We start from the raw sequence: 18,514 nt of genomic DNA on the forward strand, positions 1-18,514 counted from the left end.
CCCTGTTTACGGCTGCGACAGCGGCTGGACCGCGGCCGGATCTAGCGGCTGAAAAGGTTGCAGAACGGTTTCGCGTTGCTCGCCCAAGACCCAGGCGAAACCCGAATACATCACCACCAGGCAGACGAAAGTGAACAGCACCACCATCCATGCCGGCACGATGCGCACCAGGCTGCGACGCTGATCGTTCAGGCCTTCCCAGTGCGGCGACAGCTCGCGCGGCACGTCGCCACGCAGTTGACGGATCTGCCGGTACAAAGCGTCGCGGATGCCATCGAGTTCAAGCATGCCGCGTGCTTGTACGCGGTACTTGCCTTCGAAACCAAGGGACAGGCACAGGTACATCAACTCCAGCATCGGCAGGTGCTTGACCGGGTTTTTCGACAGGCTATCCAGCAGCTGGAAGAACTTCTCGCCGCCGGAGGTTTCGTTGTGGATGCTGCTGAGCAGGCTCATCTGCGACCACTGGCTTTCGTTGCCCCACGGCGTGGTCACGATGGCTTCATCGACCACAGTGCACAGCACGTAACTGGCGACCATCACCTGACTATTTTCAGCGCCGTTGTGCAGTGCGCGCGCGTCAAACAGTTTGAGCCGGGCGGTCAGTCGTTCGTTGAGCGCGACCATGTCTTGACGGATGTCGCTGTGCTTGAGTCGTACCACTTCCGACAACAAATCGGAGGCCGCCGCCACCAGCGAATTGAGGCTGATGTTGAACGCTTCGGCCGGGCGCAGACGCGCGGCGTAGATCATGCGTTCTTCGAGCTGTTCGAAACGCGGCGGTGCGGCGAAATCAGTCAGCGGACTTTGCGCCGGGCCGTGGCCCTGGCGGTCGAGCAAGACGGTTTTATCGTCCTGATGGTGTTCCATGTTCTTGATCATGTCGGTCAGTTCCTGATGGCCCAGAATTTCAGCTCAAGCTCGGCAAATTCGCCGGAGACATGGAACGCGAAGCCTCCCGAGTGCTCCAGTTCTGCCAGATCTGCGGAACTGAGTTCGAGGATGAAATAGGTTTTGTTGGAGTGGAACGCGATCTGCCGAGGGGCCACCGGCAACGGTTTGACCTTGATGCCCGGCAGATGCAGGTTGACCAGATGGCGGATGCGTTCCACCGGGCCGACTTTGAGGTGCCCCGGCAGACGGTGGCGCAGTTCTTCGGAGTCGCAGTTGGCACTGGCTGCCAGCACGAACGACGCGGAGCCCAGCAGTTTGTGGTCGTGCAACGGCGAGACGATGATCCCGTACTGACGCTCCTGCAGAATCAGTTCGATGGCGTGCTGTTCCAGCACCATCGACAGCACCTGACGGATCGCTTCCATCAGCTTGCGAAAGCTCGCGCCCTGATCGCTGTGCTGGTAACGGCTGTCCAGACGCGGGCGTTTGCTGTCGCTGGAGAAGGTCGCCAGATCACCGAGCATGGTCAGCAACGTGCGGTACAACTCTTCCGGATGAACCTGTTCCAGACCGAGGTAGTGACGCAGTAGCAGTTCGGTGCGGTTGATCAGTTGCAGCATCATGAAGTCGCCGACTTCCGCGCCGCCGACCTTGCCGTTGGAACAGATGCGGTCGGCGATGGTGTCACCCCGGTGACCGAGCATGCTGATCACTTCTTTGAGGCACGACAGCAGGTAGCTGGAGGCATGCGCCTGAAGGTAGGTCGGCACGAAGTCCGGATCGAGGCTGATCACGCCGTCGGGCGTGGTGTCGAGCACGTCGCAGATCTTCAGCTTCACGTAGGCCTGATCGGTCTGCTGCTCGCCGAGCAACAGCTTGAAGTCCGGGCGACCGCAGCGCACCTGGCTAGCGGAATCATCACCGGCGTTGGAGTCGGCGACTTCGGCTTCGTACGCGGTATAGCGCGCCAGCACGTCAGATTGCTCGGGACGGCGCGACTCGATGTGGTTACCGGTCACCAGCGGCAGAGCCAGGTAGATCGGCGTGTTGCCGGTGTTCGGCGGTACGTCCAGCGCCAGCGGCTCGGTGTTGCCGCCGAGTTCGAACAGGCTGCCGTCCGGCAGAATCCCCGAGGCCTGGCTGACCACCAGTTTGCCCATGTTGAGGAACTGCAAGTCGATGTCCAGGTTGAGGAAGCCCCAGGTGTAACTGCCCAGCAACTGGGTGCGGGTCTTCATCTGGTGATCGTAGTAACGATCGTTGTGCTGGAAGTGCTGCGGCCGCAGCAGCATGCCTTCCTGCCAAATGACTTTATGGGTATTCATGATCAGTCATCCGCCTTGGCGAGCGCTTCGTGGCTGTTGCGGATGCCGGCTTGATCCAGCGTCAGGTCGGCGTCGGTGACGTCCATCGGGGTGATTTGCACGGTGTAGCGCCATTTGGTTTCCGGCAGGTCGCGGTAGGCGGCGAGCACGCCAACGTAGCGGCTGCCCTCTTCCACGCTGAGTTTCAGTTCAATGGTTTCGCCCGGACGCAGTTCGAGTTCTTCGCTGGCCACCAGGTCCGGGGCCAGGGATTCCTTGGCGCGTTCATACAGGCTGAAGAAGTCGGCGTTCTCGAAAGTCACCGGGTGCTTGAGCTCGAACAGGCGTACAACAATAGGCGACGGACGCCCGTTGAGGTCCGGGTTCAGCTGATCGCTGGCGGTCAGTTTGAGGTTGAGTTTGGTCACTTTCGAATACGGCGACAGCGACGAGCAACCGGCCAACAGCACCAGGGCTATGAGCGCCGTCAGCGTCTTGAAAAAAGCGGTCGAGCAGCGAGACATGCGCATCATCCTTGGTGGTCGGTGTGTAGGGTGGAAATCAGGCGAATCTGTTCTTCGTAGGCCTGAGCGAAGTCGCGGGCCAGCAGGCGCTCGCTCCAGTCATCGTCCTGACGCAGGGCCTGGTGATAACGCCCGTAGGCTCTCCAGCGACTGCCGGAGGTGGCGAGCAACGGTTTGTTGTCGCGCTCGAAACGCAGGGTCAATTGCTGTGGCGAGAAGTGCTCCAGCGTGCCGCGAACGGCGGCGCGGCTGGCGGTCAACAGCGCCACCTGATGCGCCTGCAAATCGCGGAATGCACGGGAGATCGCCTGTTCGGCCGGCAGTTGGCCCGGCTTGTTCGGCTGCAACAAAATGCCCAGCGCTTCACTGGCATCGACGGCGAATTTCAGCGGGTTCTTTTGAGAGCCTTGCACGGTGGTCTGGGCCAGACGCAGTTCGTTTTTCAGTTCGCTGCGGGTTCGCAGGCTCTGCTGCAAACCGCCGACGCTTTGCTTGAGCAAGCGTGCCGCGTTCAGCGCCAGGGCTTCGCGGGCGTCATGGTCGAGGCCTTTGAGGTCCACGCCCAGCGCGGCACCGAAATGCTCCCAGAAGCCTTCGCTCTGACGTTCGACCGCTTTCGGCGCTGGGGCCGGTGCGGGTTCGGCCGGGGCGTTGATCAGCACCGGGACCATCAGGCTTTCCATGTCGATACGCGCGTAGTCGGCGCGCTGACGGGTGTCTTCGATCGTGGTGCTCGGGGAGATCAATTCCTCGATTTCCGAATACACGCGCTCTTGCTGATCCAGTGCGTTCAGCGGGTCGAGATCGAGGAAGGCGTCATCCGGAATGATGCTGCCCGCCGCTTGCGGACGGCCGACTTCCACGTCGAAGGTCGCCGGGTCACGCACCAGCCGCGCACGGATCTCGAAATCACCCAGCACATAGACGCTGCCGTGCTCGATACGCATCGCTTCGCCCTTACGCAGGCGAGCGCCGCTTTCGCTGTTCTGGATACCGTTGCTGCTGGTATCGGTCAGGAAAAACGTGCCTTCGCGGTAGCTGATCAACGCGTGGTGGTTGGACAGATGCCGCTTGCGGTCCGGAATGATCCAGTCGCAATCCTCGCCCCGACCGATGACGCCACCGGCCTGCTTGAAGGTTTTCTGGCACAAATTCGTGGGCACGAATTGCTTGGTGTTGAGCATTTCGAAAACCAGTTCCATGGTGATACTCCTTGCGGTCACTTGCCGCGATTGACCGCCTGCGGATCACCCAATGGGCGATAGGTGTTGTCGTTGTATTTGTAATTGCCGCTACAGCCGCCGAGGCCGCATAGAACGACGAGGGTCAGCAGGACGGCTTGCCAGTGACGAACAGGCATCAGAGGGTCTCCATGGGTAGACAAAGCACACAGCGCCGACCTGTTCGGGCGGCACTATCGAAAGCGGATGAGATGGACTGGCAATGCGTGAGTTCAACCATCGAAATCACCCAAATTGATATTCAGGCGCCCGAGGCGGTACAGCAGTGTGCGGCGTGGCAGGCCGAGTTCGCGGGCGGCGAGGGTCTGGTTGCCGTCGTTTTTGCGCAGGCAATCGAGCAACAAACTGCGCTCGACCTGCTCCAGGCGTTCGCGCAGGTTCAGGCTGTTGTCTTCCGGCATGGCTTCCATGCGCAGGGAGAAATGCTCGGCCAGCAACTCGCCGCCCTCGCACAGCAATACCGCGCGTTCGACCAGGCCTTTGAGTTCGCGCACGTTGCCGGGGAAGGTATATCCGGACAGGTGATCAAGCGCAGCATCGGACCAACGCACCGCATCGCGCTGCAAGAACGAGCAGGCCTTGTCGGCGAAGTGCCGCGCCAGATCCAGGATGTCGCCCTCGCGCTGACGCAACGCCGGCAACTCGATCGGGAATTGCGCGAGGCGGTAGTACAAGTCCTCGCGGAACTTGCCTTCGCTGACCAGCACCGACAAATCCCGGTGCGTCGCGGCGATGATGCGCACGTCGATCTTGTGGGTGTCGTTGGAGCCCAGCGGGCGGATCTCGCCTTCCTGCAACACGCGCAGTAACTTGGCTTGCAGCGACAGCGGCATGTCGCCGATTTCATCGAGCAATAACGTGCCGCCATTGGCCGCATCGAACAGGCCGGCGCGGTCACGATCAGCGCCGGTGAAGGCGCCTTTACGGTAGCCGAACAGCTCGCTTTCCAGCAGGTTCTCGGGGAACGCCGCGCAGTTCTGCACAATGAACGCCTGGGAGCGTCGCGGGCCGCAGTCGTGAATGGCCCGGGCGACCACTTCCTTGCCGGTCCCGGTTTCGCCGAGCAATAACACCGTGTAAGGGCTGTGCAGGACTTTGCTGATCAGCGAATAGGTCTGGCGCATGGCCGAGCTTTTGCCGATCAAGCCGTAACCGCTGGCGCTCGGCACACTGACCGGCACTGGCCGTGAAATACCGATCGGCTGACGCAAACGTTGCAGCAAGTGCAGTTGGCCCAGCACAAACGAGCCCAGTTGACCGAGGGAATCGGCAAACCCTTGCAGGTCGATGTGCCGGCGACTGGCGCACAGCAGCAAGCCTTCGACCGCTTTCTGTTGATTGACCAGCGGCACGCACAGCAGCGACTGCCAAGGCGTGGCCTGTGGTGGCAGGAAACTGGTTTCGTGCAGACTGCCGCTCAACTCGCCGAGGCTCACCACGCGGTTCTGGCACAGGGCGAACTGCAGCAGTTGTTCACCGTTGTAATCCGCCGGCAGGCTCGCCGCTTCCCGGGGCTGCAGAATGCCGTTCAGGCATTCGGCGTTCATCCCCAGACTGGTGTGGGTCGCATCCAGCAGGTACAGCTGCGTCAGTTCGCAACCGCTGAGTTCGGCCAACCCGCGCACGAAGTCACCCAGCAGCGCAGCACCGTCCGCCGCCCGCGACAGGCTGGCGAACTGCGCCAGCAAGGCTTCGGCATAGACCAGCGGTTGCGGCACTTGAGTGAACATCACACCCACCTCAGGCGAACTCGCAGATCACACTGGCGTCGCCATCGAGCGTGGCGTGCACACGCTTGAGGCTTTCACCGGTGGCCATCGCGTCGAGCAAGCGGTCGGCCACCAGCGGCAGCACGTGCAGGTCGAGCAAATGGTCGATCAGGCGCGCGCCGCTGTCGCTTTGGGTGCAGCGCTCGGCCAGGTGATCGACGAGGTTCTGGCAGTAGGTGAAATCCAGCTGACGACGGTTCAAGCGCTCGCCCAAACGACCGAGTTTGATTTCGATCAGCTCGCGCAGCACCGGGCCGCCGACCGGGTAGTAAGGCACCACGCGCATGCGCGCCAGCAGCGCCGGTTTGAAGTGCTTGCTGAGGACCGGGCGAATGGTTTCTTCGAGCACTTCGGCGGTCGGCCGCGCACCGTTTTCGCAGAGTTCGCTAATGCGGTCGCTGCCAAGGTTCGAGGTCATCAGGATCAGCGTGTTGCGAAAATCGATCTCCCGACCTTCGCCATCGTTGGCTACACCTTTGTCGAAGATTTGGTAGAACAGGTTGAGCACGTCCGGGTCAGCCTTTTCGACTTCATCGAGCAGGACAACGGAGTACGGTTTCTGCCGCACGGCTTCGGTGAGCATGCCGCCCTCGCCATAACCGACGTAGCCCGGCGGCGCACCGATCAGGCGCGAAACGGTGTGTTTCTCCTGGAACTCGGACATGTTGATGGTGGTGATGAAACGATCACCGCCGTAGAGCAAATCAGCGAGGGCCAGCGCGGTTTCGGTTTTGCCGACGCCGCTCGGGCCGACCAGCAGGAACACGCCCACTGGCGCATCCGGTTTGTTCAGGCCGGCAGCGGTGGCGCGCATCGAACGGTCCAGTGCGTGAACGGCTTGTTCCTGACCACGGATGCGCGTGCGCAGGTCGGTGGCGAAGCTCGCGACCTTGGCGTTGTGCTCGCGGGCCAGTTGCGCCAATGGCACACCGGTCCAGGCGCTGATCACTTCAGCGACCAGACGCGGGCAGACTTCGAAGCTCACCAGGCGTTCTTTGACTTGCAATGCTGTCAGGGTTTTGTGCGTGTCGTTGAGCCGGGCTTCCAGGGCTTCGACGCTTTGCGCTTCGTCGACCGGAAGGGTTTCGATCACGGTGCCTTCAGCGTCTTCCTCAACCGTGACGGTTCGTTCGACGGCAGCGGCCTCGCGGGCCTTGGCCAGCTGCTGACGCAGGTCCAGCAAGCATTCGGCGAGTTCTTTCTGTTCGGTCCACAGGGTTTCCAGCGCGCCCCTTTCGTCTTCGGCTTCATCCAGACGCGCTTCCAACGCGTCCAGCGCTTCGTGATCGATCAGCAAACCCGCTTCGGCATCACGGCGCAGGGCCTGACGCTGACGGCCACCTTCGGCCAGTTCGCCACGCAGGCGTTCAAGGCTTTCCGGCGCGGCAGCGAGGCTGATGCGAACGCGGGCGCACGCGGTGTCGAGCACGTCGACGGCTTTGTCTGGCAGCTGCCGGCCAGCCAAGTAGCGAGCAGACAACTCGGCCGCCGCAACCACCGCGTCGTCGCGCAGGTAGATACCGTGGCTCTTCTCGTAGACCTGAGCCAGGCCACGGAGGATGGTCACCGCTTCGCTGACAGTCGGTTCGTGCAGTTGCACCGGTTGGAAACGACGGGCCAGCGCCGGGTCTTTCTCGAAGTATTTTTTGTACTCCGCCCAAGTGGTCGCCGCGATGGTGCGCAACTCGCCGCGAGCCAGCGCCGGTTTCAGCAGGTTGGCCGCGTCGGAACCGCCGGCATTACCGCCCGCGCCGATCAGGGTGTGGGCTTCGTCGATGAACAGGATGATCGGTTTCGGCGAGGCTTTGACTTCGTCGATCACGCCTTTGAGGCGACGTTCAAACTCACCTTTGACGCTGGCGCCGGCCTGCAACAAGCCCATGTCCAGCGACAGCAACTCGACGCCTTTCAACACTTGCGGCACTTCACCGGCAGCAATGCGCGAGGCCAGGCCTTCGACGATCGCGGTTTTACCGACGCCGGCCTCACCGACCACAATCGGGTTGTTCTTGCGGCGACGGGCGAGGATGTCGACCATCTGCCGGACCGCGCCATCGCGGCACAGTACCGGGTCGAGTTTGCCGTCGCGGGCCTGTTGGGTCAGGTTGTGGGTGAAGCGCTGCAACAGCGATTCTCCCGGCACGGCGGGTTTACCGGTGGCCGGTTGTTCTTTCTGCGACAGGGCGAACTCTTTCAGGCGATCAATGTTCAACTTGGCCAGCAACGACTGGTAGCGGCTACCGGCGTAGCGCATCGGGTTGCGCAGCAGGGCGAGGATCAGCGCGGCCTGTTCGACCTGAGTCTGGCCCAGTTCGAGGTTGGCCACCAGCAAGGCATCTTGCAGCCACTGCACCAGCTCCGGGGCAAACACCGGATTGCGCGAGGCGCTGTGCTCGACCCGCGATTGCAGGGCGGCGCTCAGCTCACCGGCATCCACTTCGGCATCTTGCAGCGCGCGTGCGAGCAGGCCTTGCGGGCGCTCCAGCAGGCCCAGCAGCAAGTCTTCGACGAGGATCTTGCTGCCGCCACGGGCGACGCAGCGTTCGGCAGAACTTTCCAGGTCACGACGGGTTTCGGCGTCCAGCGCCTGGATAAGCTGTTGCAGGTCTACGTTGATCATTGGTCATCTGTCCTTAATGAATTTTGCTGCCCAGGGTTACCACGCCGTCCGCTTTTTCGCGGCCCAGCCAACTGGTCCACCCCAGCCGACAGGCGTTCTGCTCACCGATGCGCAGTTCGCGGATTTCTTCGTGGCGCAACACCAGGCGAATGTCGTAATCGAGCGGGTCACGCAGGGTGAAGCGCACCAGCGCGCACAACGGCTGGTAGCCGAAACCGATCGGCAGGAATTCGTGAAAGCGTTGCCAGTCGAGTTCGCGGATGTGAATGCGGAATTTGCCGCTGCGGTCGCGCACGTGTTCGCCCAGCACCAGGTCATCGCCGAGCAGGCTGTTGGCGCGGCCCAAACGATTGCGCTGCTCGTCGAGGATTTCCACACGGCGCTCGATGCATTGCTCGATAGTCAGTTCGGCGTGCTTGAAGTAGTAACGCAGCACGGCTTCGATCAGGGCCGCCGAGTGCGCCCGCAAGCTGAGCAAGCCGAGGTATGGCAGAAGGCGTTTCCAGTTCAGCTCCCCGGCCTTGCGGATCTCTTCGCCGCCCAGGCCAATCAACGCGAACAGTTGCGAAGAGAACGGGTCGAGCGCGCCGCTCTCGAAGCTCGCGCGGTAGCGGTATTTGCGCCAGATCGGCAGCATCAGCCGTTGCAGGCGATGGTGAAACAGGTCGAGGAAGTTGCGGGTCGGGTTGCCGTCTTCGCTGTCGCCCAGGGCCTGTTCACCATAGAACGCCGGCAGCGGCGAACCGGAACCGACCAGGCCGATCAGGTTGAAACGCAGGCGGGCGCGCATCTGCCCGTGCTCGTGGAAAAACTCCACGCGATCGACATCGCTGCCAGGGAAACCCAGGCTCGGGTTGGCCTGGAATTCCAGCTGGTCGTACAGATCGTCCTGACTCAGGTGCGGGTGGGCCTCGCGCAGCCGGTCAACCACCAGCAGCACGGCCTGAAACAGCGAGTACTCGCGTATTCCCCGGGTCAGACCGCTTAAAGCAGCGGCTGAAGGCCCATACGTGGTGTCCATTGGTACACCTCTCCCTGTGTGCTTTTTACCCGCAGCTCGTGGTACGAATTGAGACTGGCGTAAAGCGCGAAAAACTCGTTAAGAACCGAAGCGAACACGAACAGGTCGCCCTCGCCGATGTAGCCTTGCGGGTCGATGGTCAGCTCGGTGCGCAACCCGCGCACCGGCAAGCCGCGATGCAAGCGGTCGACGTGTTGGTGTTTGATCGATTTGAGCCCGCCGAGCAGGCGTTTGCTGACCTTCGCCGCATGCTGGTCGTAGTAGCGCGGCAGGTCGTAGGTTTCGAGAATCACCTTCAACGCATTGACGTCGGCCAGAGACAGGTAGTTAAGCGACATGTTGCTGATCAGCTTCCACAGGAAGTCGTTGTTCAGCGGTGGCGCATAGCTGGGGGTGGCCGGGGTGATGTTGCGAAAAGTGAGGAACTCCGGAGTCTCTTCGCAGGCCCGACTGATGTCGCCGAGCTTGAGCTTGCGCGGCAGGTTCTGATTGGTGCACATCAGTTCGATCGACAGGGTTTCGTGGGCTTCGGTGTGACGAATGCCGAAGCTCAGGTAGGTGTCGAGGCCGTCGTGCAACAGCGACGAGCGCTGGCGAATGCTGTAATGCGGGCGGCTGTTGGGCACGTCGAAACTCGGGTCGTGCTCGAAGGATTCGAACGGCACGTACTCCTGATAACCGAGGCCGCCGGGCTTCCATCCCGTGACGCTTTCCACCGAAAACACACCGCAATTTTCCAGGTCGTATTCGGCGGGCAGCAGCAGGTATTCGTCCTGTTTGCCGTCGAGGCGAATCGGCAGCGCATCGTGCTTGAACAGGTTGACGATGGGCGTGCAATACAGCTTCACGTTGTCCAGGGTCGGACGCATGCGCAGGATGCCGCTCTTGCGAATATCGAAGCGCAACTCCAGGCCGCGCATCTGCTTGAGGGTGTCTTCCGGCAGCGCCTTGAGAATGTCCAGACCGTTGACGTCGACGAACAGGAACTTGTCCTGGAAGGCGAAATATTCTTGCAGGTAGCGATAGCCGCGGAAGGTGTTCAGCGGGTACGGGATCAACGCTTCTTCTTCGGCAAACCCCACCGGCTGCACACGGTCGCCGGGCAGCTTGAACGCCATCGGTTTACCGCTGACACCGTTGATGGGTTTGCCGGCGCCATCCAGCGGGATCAGCTCGATGCCTTCCAGATTGCGCAACAGACTGAGGTACAGCATCTGGCTGATGTAGCGCTCGCCAGCGAAGTGCAGACGCAAGCGACTCAATTCCAGCTCACCGAGATGACCGTCGGCGCTCATCTCCAGGCGCAGGCTCAACAGCGAACCGTCGCCTTTCACCGAATACGTCAGCGCGGCCAGATCCAGTGCCTGGACTTCCGTCGGGTAGCAGGTGCGGAAACGGCAATGCACGTCTTCGATGGGCACGCTTTCAATCGGCGTATCACGCTCGACCTTCAGCGCCGGGCCGGAACGCTTGAGCGGGTCGAACTGCAAAATGCTGAACGCTGGCAGTGGCCGCATGTAGTTGGGCCACAGCAGCTGCATCAGCGAGTGGCTGAGTTCTGGCAGTTCGTCATCCAGCTTTTGGCGCAGGCGCCCGGTCAGGAATGCAAAACCTTCCAGCAACCGCTCCACGTCCGGATCCCGCCCGGCCTGGCCGAGGAAAGGCGCCAACGCCGGGCTACGCTCGGCGAATCGACGACCTAACTGGCGAAGTGCGGTGAGTTCGCTTTGGTAGTAGTGGTTAAAGGACACGGGGTACCTGCGTGGTAGTGGAACTCATGAAAAATTTGTCCTGTAGAGCGCGACTGTCAGCCCGAAAATCACGTAGAACTTTTAGAACACGCCTTTTTCGCAAAACATAATTACGACATCGGCCCATTTGAAAAAAATTTCGGCAGTAAAAACAACACCAACACACTGACCACCCACAGCCCCAGAAAATAATAGTTATTCGACATTTTGCAGATAGCCCATCCTTTAACTACCCCATAACCAATAGCGAACTGCAACAGCAAGAATGAAACAATCCCCATAGGAACGGAAAACCAATAGCTATAAGGTTCAGAAAAACCAAAACGGATAACCACATAAGCTTCAAGCAATGCAAAGGGTAAAATCAGCAAAAGCGCAAGAACGATCATTGCCTTAACTTTTTTCGCACTGTTCATCAACGCAAACCACCGGCATAAAGTGACTTTGCTAATTCGAGCCGACGTTGTTCACCTGAAACCCCATCAATACCATAGTAAAAATGCCCAACACCTTCTCCGCGGCTACCGGACTCATTCATCTGCATAAAAAGCAAAGGGGCGTGTGCAGCCAGTTCGGCAAACGACATTCCCGCATGAATCGGGTCACCATGGGGTTTCAGGTCAAGGACGACAACGTTTTTTATAAACGCGTGCTGTTTTACATCTGCTAGCATTTCTTCTGAAATTGGCGAACCTATCAAAACCAAATAGTCAACCACTTGCCCCTTGTCTGCATAATAAAGAGCCGATTGAGCAGCTACCAAAGAGCCAAATGAGTAACCTATTAGATTGAACTGTCCGCCAGCCGGAACAGTGCGACTGGCTCCCAACGCCTTCAAACTCCAATCTGCATCGATACTGTACGGTCCTGCATCAGATATGCCGTTTATTTTCTTGAGTCGATAGCGGTGCTTGTTAACTCCAGCAATCGCATCAGTATTTTGCCCTTCAGTATTACGTCCCACCACCGCGCCACTGATACCAACAATACGCAGTGATTTAACTTGATCATCAATATATCCACCGGTCATCCCGGCACCACCGAGATAAATAGTCAGACCTTCTTCCACCACGATATTTTTCGGCGTCCTATCCGCAGTAGCAGTACTGCTAGTTGAAGCAACCTTTTTAAATATCCCTGTTGATGTTTCCAATACGTCAGTCGTCATTTGCATCAATCCTCTGACGCAACGTAGATGTCGACTTTTTCCGCACTACTGTGCCGCGCCACTCGATGAGTCAGGCCTGTATCACTGGTAACGCCTTCCTCTTGAAGACCATTTTCTCGGATCAAGAGATATCGACGGTTTGCCATAGGCGCTCCGCTTTTGTCCGTCAGGACAAACTGCTCATCAAACCCAGGAAGAATCAAAGGCAACGGCGGAACAAACGGCACCGCCGAATGCGAGTTCCCAATAATCACCGTCCCGGAACCGGCAGTGACCTTGTTGCCATGACTCCCCACCGACCCCACGGTGGCTGCCGGTTTCCCGTTAATCAAAACCGTAGTCGCAAGGTCACCAACCAACGCACCACCACACGCCGAGGCATCGCCTTGGCGGGCGGCCGCGAGGCCGTCGAAGAACACGTCGCCGGAACCGGCTGCGATCGGGTTGGTGCCGTGGCCGAGGAGCGGGCAAGCGGTGGGGTCGGTGACACGTGCTGCGGGTTTGCCGGACATACGAATCTCCTTAGTTGACCTTCACTTGACCGCTGCCATCCAGGCGCGCGGCGAAACTGACCTGACGCTTGAAACCCTCAACTTCCAGCAGGCCTTCGATGCTGAAGGACAGGCGAAGCTGATCGTGGTCACGCGGCAGGGAGATGACACGCACGTTGCTCAGGCGTGGCTCGTAGGCTTCGATGAAATTTTCGATGGCCAGACGGGCCTGACTCAGGGAGTCGTGCAGGCTCAGACGCATGTCATTGAGATCGGGTAGTCCGTAGTCGGACAGCGTTTGCACGCTGCCCGCACGGGTGCTGAGCATCTTGGCCAGATGGGCAGCCACGGACGCCATGGCGGAGACCTCGCGGCTCCAGCCGACGCGTTTGTCCGCGTCGCCACCCAGGCGTTCGAAAAGGCTGCCGTATCCAGTCATGAATTAGCTCCGCTTACTCTTTGTCCAGCTTGCCAACCAGCGACAGGGTGAAATCGGCACCCATGTACTTGAAGTGAGGGCGCACGTTCAGGCTGACGCGGTACCAGCCAGGCTCGCCTTCAACATCGCTGACGATGATCTGGGCAGCGCGCAATGGACGACGGCCACGGACTTCGGCGCTCGGGTTTTCCTGGTCGGCCACGTATTGGCGGATCCACTTGTTGAGTTCCAGCTCGAGGTCGGTACGTTCTTTCCACGAACCGAGTTGCTCGCGCTGCAGCACTTTCAAGTAGTGAGCCAGGCGGTTGACGATCATCATGTACGGCAGTTGAGTACCGAGCTTGTAGTTCAGCTCTGCGGCCTTGCCTTCTGCGCTGACGCCGAAGGACTTCGGCTTCTGCACTGAGCTTGCGGAGAAGAACGCCGCGTTGTCGGAGCCTTTACGCATGGTCAGGGAGATGAAACCTTCCTCGGCCAGTTCGTATTCACGACGGTCGCTAACCAATACTTCGGTAGGAATCTTGGTTTCGATTTCGCCCATGCTTTCGAAGTGGTGCAACGGCAGGTCTTCCACCGCGCCACCGCTTTGCGGGCCGATGATGTTCGGGCACCAGCGGAATTTGGCGAAGCTGTCGGTCAGCTTGGTACCGAACGCGTAGGCAGTGTTGCCCCACAGGTAGTGCTCGTGGCTGTTGGCGACGGTCTCTTTGTACACGAACGATTTGACCGGGTTGTCTTCCGGATCGTACGGGTTACGCAGCAGGAAACGCGGCACGGTCAGGCCAACGTAACGGGAGTCTTCCGACTGGCGGAAGCTCTGCCATTTGGCGAATTGCGGGCCTTCGAAGTGATCTTTCAGATCCTTCAGGTCCGGCAGACCGGTGAAGCTTTCCAGGCCGAAAAATTTCGGGCCGGCTGCAGCGATGAACGGCGCGTGGGACATGCAGGCAACGCTGGACACGTACTGCATCAGTTTCACGTCCGGCGAGCTTGGGGACATGAAGTAGTTAGCGATGATCGCGCCCACCGGCTGACCACCGAACTGACCGTATTCAGCGGTGTAGATGTGCTTGTACAGGCCCGACTGCATCACTTCCGGCGAATCTTCGAAGTCGTCCAGCAAGTCGTCTTTGGAGACGTTGAGGATTTCGATCTTGATGTTTTCGCGGAAGTCGCTGCGGTCGACCAGCAACTGCAGACCACGCCACGACGATTCCAGAGACTGGAAATCAGGGTGGTGGAGGATTTCGTCCATCTGGCGGCTGAGCTTGGCATCGATCTCGGCGATCATGCGGTCAACCATGGCTTTCTTGACCGGCTCGCCGTTGTTCTGCGGCTTGAGCAGCTCTTCGATGAAGGCCGACACACCGCGTTTGGCGATGTCGTAGGCTTCGTCGTCCGGGGTCAGGCGGGTTTCGGCGATGATGCTGTCGAGAATGCTGTATTCGCCGTTCTCGTTGCTCTTTTGCTGTGCTGCGCTAGTGCTCATTGTTGGCTTCCTTGGCTGATGGGGGCTCAGACGTCTTGGGGCGCGGCGTTCAAGCCCAGCTCACCCAATACGCGACCGCGGGATTCGTCGTCGGCGAGCACGCCTTCGATGGCTTTGCGGAACGCAGGCGCATTACCCAGCGGGCCTTTGAGGGCCACCAGCGCGTCGCGCAGTTCCATCAGTTTTTTCAGCTCAGGCACTTGCTCGACCAGACTGGCCGGGTTGAAGTCCTTCATCGAGTTGACGCGCAGTTGCACGGCCAGTTCTTCAGTGTCGCTTTCTTCCTGAAGACGGTTCGGTACGCTCAGCGTCAGGCTCAGCTCTTGCTTGGCCAGCACTTCGTCAAAGGTCGTCCTGTCGATACTGATCGGCTTGCGATCTTCGACTTTGCGTTCGTCCTTGCGGTGGGTGTAGTCACCGATTGCCAGTAGTTTCAACGGCAGTTCGATCTCTTCCTGTGCACCACCGGTGGCAGGTTTGAACGTGACGTTGATGCGTTCCTTGGGGGCTACCGAGCCTTCTTTGGCCATGGCTTTTCTCCTTGCGGTTGTGGCCCTGGGGCCTATTCGAGTACCACTTCAAGATCGAGGTGGCACAGCCTGCGATAAATCTCTTCCTTGCGTTCACGTACGGCATGGTTCTGCGGTAACAACTCGCAGCAGCTATGCAGTAAATGCAGCACTTCCAGCGCAAGATCGGGCTCCCAGGCGTGCAGGCCTGAGTCCTGTAATGTTTGGTCGAGGGTTTCGAGTTGGGTCTTGGCCAGTTCGTATTTCTTGGCCATGAAGCACAGCCGCGCGAGGGCGAACTGCCAAAAGAAACGGACGCGCCCGCCCTGGGCGCTTTGCAGGCCTTGCTTGAGAATCTGCACGGCAGCCTTGAGGCCGTCCTTGCGCAGAACCGGCAGGACTTCTTCCAGGGCCAGTTCCCAGGCCGGCTGGGTGTCCGCGACTTCGACCTTGCGCGGCGCGCTGGCGGTTTGCAGGTGCGGCATGACGTTGGCGCTGATCCAGGCGCGGGTGGCCGGATCGGCGAACGGCGCGCCATCGTGGTAACACAATTCGATGATGCCGGGCAGGCGCTGAATCAACAGCGCGAAATGGATTTCCACCTCGCGCATGGCCATCTCGGCATTCAGGCCCTGAAGGCATTCCCAGACCATTCGTTGGCCGTCGAACCAGAACGGCGCCTTCGCGAGACTTGCCTCCAGTTCCACCAGCAGGTCGGCGTATTTGGCCTGATCGTAACGGTCTTGATAGGCCTTGAGCTTGTCCGCTGGCAAGCCGCGCAACGCGGTGATTTGCTCGGCATTACGCTCGGGAACAGCGTCGATGGGCAACCACAGCAGCGTGCGATTAAGGCGCAAGGCGCGCAGGTCAGTGGCCTTCTGCTTGAGCCACCAGGCACACAATGGACGCGCGCTTTCCTGCTGGGCGCGCAGGGCCTTGTGGGCTTCTTTTTCGTTGTCGATCGGTGCGCCGGGGGTTAACAGCTGCGTGGCGGCTTGTTTCACCTGAGCCACTGCAGCGCCTACTACGCCGGGCTCCGGCTGATTGTCGGCGGCGCGTTGCACCATGTTTTTCAGGCGGCGGGAGATCGGCAGCAACAGCGGCGCATCGTCGCCCAAGTGCGCGGTGCAGGCGGTATCGAGGCCTTCAAGGTGTTCGACCAGCCGCCGGAACATCGGCAACTGCTCTTTGATCGCGACGTTTTCGGTGAGCACCTGCTCAAGACGCGGCACCAGCCAACTGATGGCGGCGGAGCGCGTGCGGGCCTTGCTCGGGTGAATCTCGGCCCAGTGATTTTCTACCAAATGGTGCAGCAGACCGAGGCCGGCCAGCAGTCCCTGAAAGGATTCACGTTGGTACAGGGCCCAAGTCAACCACGCGCCGACCCGCAAATCCTTGGACTGGGTGCGCAGCAGGTTTTCGCTGTTTTCACGGATTTTCAGCCAGTCGATCTGACCGCTTTCGTGCATGGACGAGGCTTTCGCCAGCTCGCTTTCCAGGGCCTCGTATTCGCTCGAAAAACGAACGTCCTCGCCCGCGAAATTCTCTTTGGAAACAGAGACTTTTGCGAGTTCAAGGTAATGCGCGGAAAGTTTGCTTGAGTAGGACATCCATGGCCTTTATTCAGGATTACGGTCATACGCCCAATGAATATTTCAGCGGCGCGGGACAGTATCAAAGAGCTACGAAAAGTCTCATCCAATTGAGATCGTGCTCTTACAAAGTTGGCGCATCGTACTCACGATGATGGCCACTAGCAAGCACCCGATTAAACAACAAGACGAAGTGATGTTTATTGCCACAGGAGATTTCCCTATAGGTGTCAGGGTATCCCCTGATGTCGATTTAATATTTAACCCATCATCTGACACCTCTGAAACACCTGATTTAGAGCGGCCCGCCAAACCTGACGCAATCTTTTGGCTGCGAGCTTCCGTGGCAGGCGAACAGCATGCCAACAATTAGCAAGGATTAATGTAGGAGCATTCCGAAATGTTTCCGATATTTTTCAAAGAACGAGGCTAAACAATAGAGGCGCAAAAAAGTGCCATCGAATTGATGGCACTTTTTGTTTGAGTAGATGCTCAAATTGTTCACTACACCGTGTAATGGCAGGAACTTCGCTTGTAATTGCAATGCAATATTCTGAAATACGGAAGTTTCAGACGGCACTTCCGGCCGCGTCCTACATCACCCCGTTTAATGCGTTGTTAGCGTGCTAAACATTGACGCTTGCTCAGGCCGGGCAAGGCTCTGGCAACGTGACGTATGCCCTCTCAGCTCAAGGACGAGCTAAAAAAGCAAAAGGATAAGCGAATGCTCCCTCCATTAATGGCTGATGATCACGCCCCTCCCGACTACCACAGATACCTGCCTGCCGAGCTGCACGGGCAAGCGGACGCCTTTATCCGCTACTTGCGCGAGCTACCCGATAAGTCGACGGTCGAATGCCCGCATTGTGGTCATCAGCATTCCCTAACGGAGGCCCTTACGAACCCGCAACGCCCTTCTTGTCGCTGTGCAGTCTGCAGAAAAAGCTTTTACTGTCGGTCAAAAACCCCCTTTCCGAGTTGCGGGCATACGCATTTGTGGTCCGATTTCGGTCAGTACCTCTTGGCGGGCTGGACTTCGCCCAGTGCTGCGAAAGCGCTGGCCATTTCCTACGCCACCACTTGGCGCTGGATTAAACCTTGTCGTGCAGTCATGGCCGAAGAGTTCCCGACGTTGTACCACTGGTGGTCTGCGCGACAGGATCGAACCGACCTCACACCGCCGCCGCATATCGCAGCCCAGGCCCAGACATTCCTGAGTGTCCTGAAGCATTTACTGACGACACAACAAGCGGTTTGCTCGCGGTGTGACTCACTCCATATGCAGCGTGTCGATCAGCCGCGCCTTGGCTTTTACTGCTATGGCTGCTCAAGTACGTTGAGCCTGTCACAGGCCACGGAACTGTCACGAATGGGTCCTACGGAACACTGCCTGGATTTTGCTCAAGGGATGATCAATGGCGAAAGTGCGCCCGATTTGCAGCGTCGCACAGGGTTTTACACATCAGTCTGCGCGCAATGGCAACTGCGTTTTATGCGGATGATGGATCAGCAAGGGCACGCAGAGTTGATCCAGTGGATTACCTGGCAGCGTAGTCGTCGAGTTCAACAGCTGCAGGACATTGCGCGTCGAAGAGGGCAATTGCTGGCTGTGACTGGCACTCGTGATTGCACTGATGCGGAACGCCTGGCTGATCTGCCGACGGAATTGGGCAGGTAGAACGAGCGACATTTCAGTCAGCCG

The 18,514-nt window shown here is 59.2% G+C and carries 17 protein-coding genes; all 17 read right to left on the reverse strand.

What is annotated here, in order from left to right:
• Positions 1-6 precede the first annotated feature (6 nt).
• On the reverse strand, positions 7-882 hold the full coding sequence (gene icmH, locus AC1DWM_RS14965) for a type IVB secretion system protein IcmH/DotU (RefSeq protein WP_477795520.1): 876 nt from the start codon (positions 880-882) through the stop codon (positions 7-9).
• Between the two features lie 5 nt (positions 883-887).
• Positions 888-2,219 (reverse strand): type VI secretion system baseplate subunit TssK, encoded by a 1,332-nt coding sequence (gene tssK / locus AC1DWM_RS14970; RefSeq protein ID WP_477795521.1) that lies wholly within the window; start codon positions 2,217-2,219, stop codon positions 888-890.
• A 2-nt stretch (positions 2,220-2,221) separates the two neighbouring features.
• The gene (gene tssJ, locus AC1DWM_RS14975) at positions 2,222-2,722 is read right to left on the reverse strand and encodes a type VI secretion system lipoprotein TssJ (RefSeq protein WP_477795522.1); all 501 of its coding nucleotides are present in this window, start codon (positions 2,720-2,722) and stop codon (positions 2,222-2,224) included.
• A 5-nt stretch (positions 2,723-2,727) separates the two neighbouring features.
• Positions 2,728-3,924 carry a type VI secretion system-associated FHA domain protein TagH gene (gene tagH / locus AC1DWM_RS14980; protein WP_477795523.1) on the reverse strand — a complete coding sequence of 399 codons (1,197 nt, stop codon included), beginning with the start codon at positions 3,922-3,924 and terminating at the stop codon, positions 2,728-2,730.
• A 17-nt stretch (positions 3,925-3,941) separates the two neighbouring features.
• Positions 3,942-4,082 carry a hypothetical protein gene (locus AC1DWM_RS14985; protein ID WP_007894589.1) on the reverse strand — a complete coding sequence of 47 codons (141 nt, stop codon included), beginning with the start codon at positions 4,080-4,082 and terminating at the stop codon, positions 3,942-3,944.
• Positions 4,083-4,175: 93 nt separating this feature from the next.
• Positions 4,176-5,693 carry a sigma-54 interaction domain-containing protein gene (locus AC1DWM_RS14990; protein WP_477795524.1) on the reverse strand — a complete coding sequence of 506 codons (1,518 nt, stop codon included), beginning with the start codon at positions 5,691-5,693 and terminating at the stop codon, positions 4,176-4,178.
• Positions 5,694-5,703: 10 nt separating this feature from the next.
• Complete coding sequence (gene tssH / locus AC1DWM_RS14995; RefSeq protein WP_477795525.1) at positions 5,704-8,352, reverse strand: type VI secretion system ATPase TssH; 2,649 nt, start codon at positions 8,350-8,352, stop codon at positions 5,704-5,706.
• 13 nt (positions 8,353-8,365) lie between these two features.
• Positions 8,366-9,373: a type VI secretion system baseplate subunit TssG gene (gene tssG / locus AC1DWM_RS15000; RefSeq protein WP_477795526.1), complete on the reverse strand. Its 1,008-nt coding sequence runs from the start codon at positions 9,371-9,373 to the stop codon at positions 8,366-8,368.
• The gene (gene tssF / locus AC1DWM_RS15005; protein ID WP_452628686.1) at positions 9,337-11,124 is read right to left on the reverse strand and encodes a type VI secretion system baseplate subunit TssF; all 1,788 of its coding nucleotides are present in this window, start codon (positions 11,122-11,124) and stop codon (positions 9,337-9,339) included. The genes tssG and tssF overlap by 37 nt, the downstream gene beginning before the upstream one ends.
• Before the next feature lie 110 nt (positions 11,125-11,234).
• Positions 11,235-11,540, reverse strand: coding sequence for a hypothetical protein (locus AC1DWM_RS15010; protein ID WP_452628687.1), 306 nt, complete (start codon positions 11,538-11,540; stop codon positions 11,235-11,237).
• Positions 11,540-12,292, reverse strand: a complete 753-nt coding sequence (locus tag AC1DWM_RS15015; protein ID WP_477795527.1) for an alpha/beta hydrolase family protein — start codon at positions 12,290-12,292, stop codon at positions 11,540-11,542. The genes AC1DWM_RS15010 and AC1DWM_RS15015 overlap by 1 nt, the downstream gene beginning before the upstream one ends.
• A gap of 5 nt (positions 12,293-12,297) precedes the next feature.
• On the reverse strand, positions 12,298-12,804 hold the full coding sequence (locus AC1DWM_RS15020; protein WP_477795528.1) for a PAAR domain-containing protein: 507 nt from the start codon (positions 12,802-12,804) through the stop codon (positions 12,298-12,300).
• Positions 12,805-12,814: 10 nt separating this feature from the next.
• Positions 12,815-13,222 (reverse strand): type VI secretion system baseplate subunit TssE, encoded by a 408-nt coding sequence (tssE, locus tag AC1DWM_RS15025; protein WP_452628692.1) that lies wholly within the window; start codon positions 13,220-13,222, stop codon positions 12,815-12,817.
• A gap of 13 nt (positions 13,223-13,235) precedes the next feature.
• Positions 13,236-14,711 (reverse strand): type VI secretion system contractile sheath large subunit, encoded by a 1,476-nt coding sequence (gene tssC, locus AC1DWM_RS15030; protein ID WP_452628693.1) that lies wholly within the window; start codon positions 14,709-14,711, stop codon positions 13,236-13,238.
• Positions 14,712-14,737: 26 nt separating this feature from the next.
• Complete coding sequence (gene tssB, locus AC1DWM_RS15035; protein WP_452628694.1) at positions 14,738-15,241, reverse strand: type VI secretion system contractile sheath small subunit; 504 nt, start codon at positions 15,239-15,241, stop codon at positions 14,738-14,740.
• A gap of 32 nt (positions 15,242-15,273) precedes the next feature.
• Positions 15,274-16,830: a type VI secretion system protein TssA gene (gene tssA, locus AC1DWM_RS15040; protein WP_477795529.1), complete on the reverse strand. Its 1,557-nt coding sequence runs from the start codon at positions 16,828-16,830 to the stop codon at positions 15,274-15,276.
• Positions 16,831-18,274: 1,444 nt separating this feature from the next.
• A complete protein-coding gene (locus tag AC1DWM_RS15045; RefSeq protein WP_452628696.1) occupies positions 18,275-18,502 on the reverse strand; it encodes a hypothetical protein in 228 nt (75 codons plus the stop codon).
• Positions 18,503-18,514: the final 12 nt, after the last annotated feature.

It is taken from the genome of Pseudomonas sp. P4_C8, from assembly GCF_056401975.1.

Excerpts from the sequence above, each read along its gene's own strand:
- icmH (WP_477795520.1), bottom strand. The coding sequence starts at position 882 with ATGATCAAGAACATGGAACACCATCAGGACGATAAAACCGTCTTGCTC.
- tssK (WP_477795521.1), bottom strand. The coding sequence starts at position 2,219 with ATGAATACCCATAAAGTCATTTGGCAGGAAGGCATGCTGCTGCGGCCG.
- tssJ (WP_477795522.1), bottom strand. The coding sequence starts at position 2,722 with ATGTCTCGCTGCTCGACCGCTTTTTTCAAGACGCTGACGGCGCTCATA.
- tagH (WP_477795523.1), bottom strand. The coding sequence starts at position 3,924 with ATGGAACTGGTTTTCGAAATGCTCAACACCAAGCAATTCGTGCCCACG.
- AC1DWM_RS14985 (WP_007894589.1), bottom strand. The coding sequence starts at position 4,082 with ATGCCTGTTCGTCACTGGCAAGCCGTCCTGCTGACCCTCGTCGTTCTA.
- AC1DWM_RS14990 (WP_477795524.1), bottom strand. The coding sequence starts at position 5,693 with ATGTTCACTCAAGTGCCGCAACCGCTGGTCTATGCCGAAGCCTTGCTG.
- tssH (WP_477795525.1), bottom strand. The coding sequence starts at position 8,352 with ATGATCAACGTAGACCTGCAACAGCTTATCCAGGCGCTGGACGCCGAA.
- tssG (WP_477795526.1), bottom strand. The coding sequence starts at position 9,373 with ATGGACACCACGTATGGGCCTTCAGCCGCTGCTTTAAGCGGTCTGACC.
- AC1DWM_RS15010 (WP_452628687.1), bottom strand. The coding sequence starts at position 11,540 with ATGAACAGTGCGAAAAAAGTTAAGGCAATGATCGTTCTTGCGCTTTTG.
- AC1DWM_RS15015 (WP_477795527.1), bottom strand. The coding sequence starts at position 12,292 with ATGACGACTGACGTATTGGAAACATCAACAGGGATATTTAAAAAGGTT.
- AC1DWM_RS15020 (WP_477795528.1), bottom strand. The coding sequence starts at position 12,804 with ATGTCCGGCAAACCCGCAGCACGTGTCACCGACCCCACCGCTTGCCCG.
- tssE (WP_452628692.1), bottom strand. The coding sequence starts at position 13,222 with ATGACTGGATACGGCAGCCTTTTCGAACGCCTGGGTGGCGACGCGGAC.
- tssC (WP_452628693.1), bottom strand. The coding sequence starts at position 14,711 with ATGAGCACTAGCGCAGCACAGCAAAAGAGCAACGAGAACGGCGAATAC.
- tssB (WP_452628694.1), bottom strand. The coding sequence starts at position 15,241 with ATGGCCAAAGAAGGCTCGGTAGCCCCCAAGGAACGCATCAACGTCACG.
- tssA (WP_477795529.1), bottom strand. The coding sequence starts at position 16,830 with ATGTCCTACTCAAGCAAACTTTCCGCGCATTACCTTGAACTCGCAAAA.
- AC1DWM_RS15045 (WP_452628696.1), bottom strand. The coding sequence starts at position 18,502 with ATGTCGCTCGTTCTACCTGCCCAATTCCGTCGGCAGATCAGCCAGGCG.